Source organism: Glutamicibacter sp. AOP12-B1-11, assembly GCF_052379245.1.
Lineage (GTDB): Bacteria > Actinomycetota > Actinomycetes > Actinomycetales > Micrococcaceae > Glutamicibacter.
Window position 1 is genome coordinate 1 of sequence record NZ_JBQSYL010000076.1, and the last position, 1603, is coordinate 1603.

2 protein-coding genes are annotated in these 1603 nt (G+C 54.9%); both read left to right on the forward strand.

Features of this window, described 5'->3' with window-relative positions; translation table 11 throughout:
- The first annotated feature begins 145 nt into the window (after positions 1-145).
- On the forward strand, positions 146-535 hold the full coding sequence (locus ACT3UQ_RS19645) for a hypothetical protein (RefSeq protein WP_444635778.1): 390 nt from the start codon (positions 146-148) through the stop codon (positions 533-535).
- On the forward strand, positions 427-1569 hold the full coding sequence (locus tag ACT3UQ_RS19650) for an IS3 family transposase (protein ID WP_444635775.1): 1143 nt from the start codon (positions 427-429) through the stop codon (positions 1567-1569). Before ACT3UQ_RS19645 ends, ACT3UQ_RS19650 begins: the two co-directional genes overlap by 109 nt.
- The last annotated feature ends 34 nt before the right edge of the window (positions 1570-1603 follow it).

Genomic DNA, 1603 nt, shown 5'->3' on the forward strand with positions numbered 1-1603 from the left:
CCCCTGTCTGTCAGGGTTGAGTGAGACCAGCCCCTCATAGCAACCCCCGCCTCACCCCAGACAGGGCGAGAACAAGGAAACTCAGCGCACCATGAGCATCACCACCTTGAAGCAACCAGCCCCTGATGTGTCCGAGAATAGAAGCATGGATTCTTCTCCACGCCCGGACCAGCCCCGTCGCCGTACCATCAGCCCCGCTCAGAAACTTGCCTACCTTCAAGGCTATGACCAAGCCATCCAAACAAGTGAAGGCGGCAGCTACCTACGCGCCAACGGGATCTACTCCTCCCACATTGCTGAATGGCGCAAACTCCGCAACGCAGGGATCCTCGACGAGCACGCCACCACAGCTCAGGGCGGAACGGCACGGACCACGAAGAGCAAACTCACCAAAGAACAAGCAGAAATCGCACGGCTGAAGAAAGAATTAGCTGCCCGCGACGCGAAACTCGCGACCACGCAAACCGCGCTAGACATCATGGGAAAAGCACACGCGCTCTTGGAGCAGATCTCGAAGAGCGCGGATTCCGAATAGATTCCCGTGCGTTCATGAAAAACGTCTTTGACCAGCTCGTTGAGTCTGGGATTTCGACTCGCCGAGCCAGTTCTTTGGCTGGTGTCAGTCGGGCCACGATGGCCCGCCACAAGCGTGCTGAACGTTTTCCACGCAAGCCAGTTGATGCGCCTCGGCCGGCACCGGCGAACAAGCTCACCGAGGCTGAAGAAGCGTTGATTCTTGAAACGTTGAATAGCGACCGGTTTGTGGATCAAGCACCAGAACAGATCTATGCGGTGCTGCTCAGCGAAGGGACCTACTTGTGTTCGGTGGCCAGCATATATCGGCTTCTACGACGTGAAAAACAAGTCGCTGAGCGCCGGCGGCAGGCACGTCATCCGGCACGGAAAGTCCCTGAATTAGTGGCGTATCAGCCTGGTGAGGTCTTTTCGTGGGACATCACCAAATTGGCGGGGCCTCGCAAAGGGACCTACTTTGATGCGTACGTGATGATCGATATTTATTCTCGTTATATCGTCGGGTGCCAGGTCCATTTACGGGAGTCTGGGGCGTTGGCTGAAGCGTTCATGAAGAAGGTTTTTGCTCAGGATCAAGTCCCGCAAGTAGTTCATGCTGATCGGGGGACGTCCATGACGTCCAAACCGGTCGCGGCGTTGCTCTCTGATTTGGATGTGTTGCGTTCGCATTCCCGGCCGAAGGTGAGCAATGACAATCCGTACTCAGAGTCGTGGTTTAAGACTTTGAAGTATATGCCGGCATTTCCTGAGCGGTTCGGTTCGCTGGAGCACGCCAGGGATTTTATGGATCGGTTTGTTCATGCTTATAACACTGAGCATCGCCATTCAGGATTGGGTTTTCATACTCCTGCCGACGTGCATTTCGGAATGACTGGGCACGTGGATGACCAACGCCTAGCGGCGTTGGAAAAGGCATGGGCGGAGCATCCTGAGCGGTTTGGAAAGAACCGGCTCCCGAAGAAAATGTTGCTGCCAGAAGCGGCTTGGATTAACGAACCGATCAAGCAGGAAGAAGGAGAAAAGATGTTGGCCTAAGACTTAGTGGTCTCACTTGACTTGAAAATTTCCG

What these genes read in the sequence shown, in the direction of transcription:
- ACT3UQ_RS19645 (WP_444635778.1), top strand. Translation starts at nt 146, where the DNA reads ATGGATTCTTCTCCACGCCCGGACCAGCCCCGTCGCCGTACCATCAGC.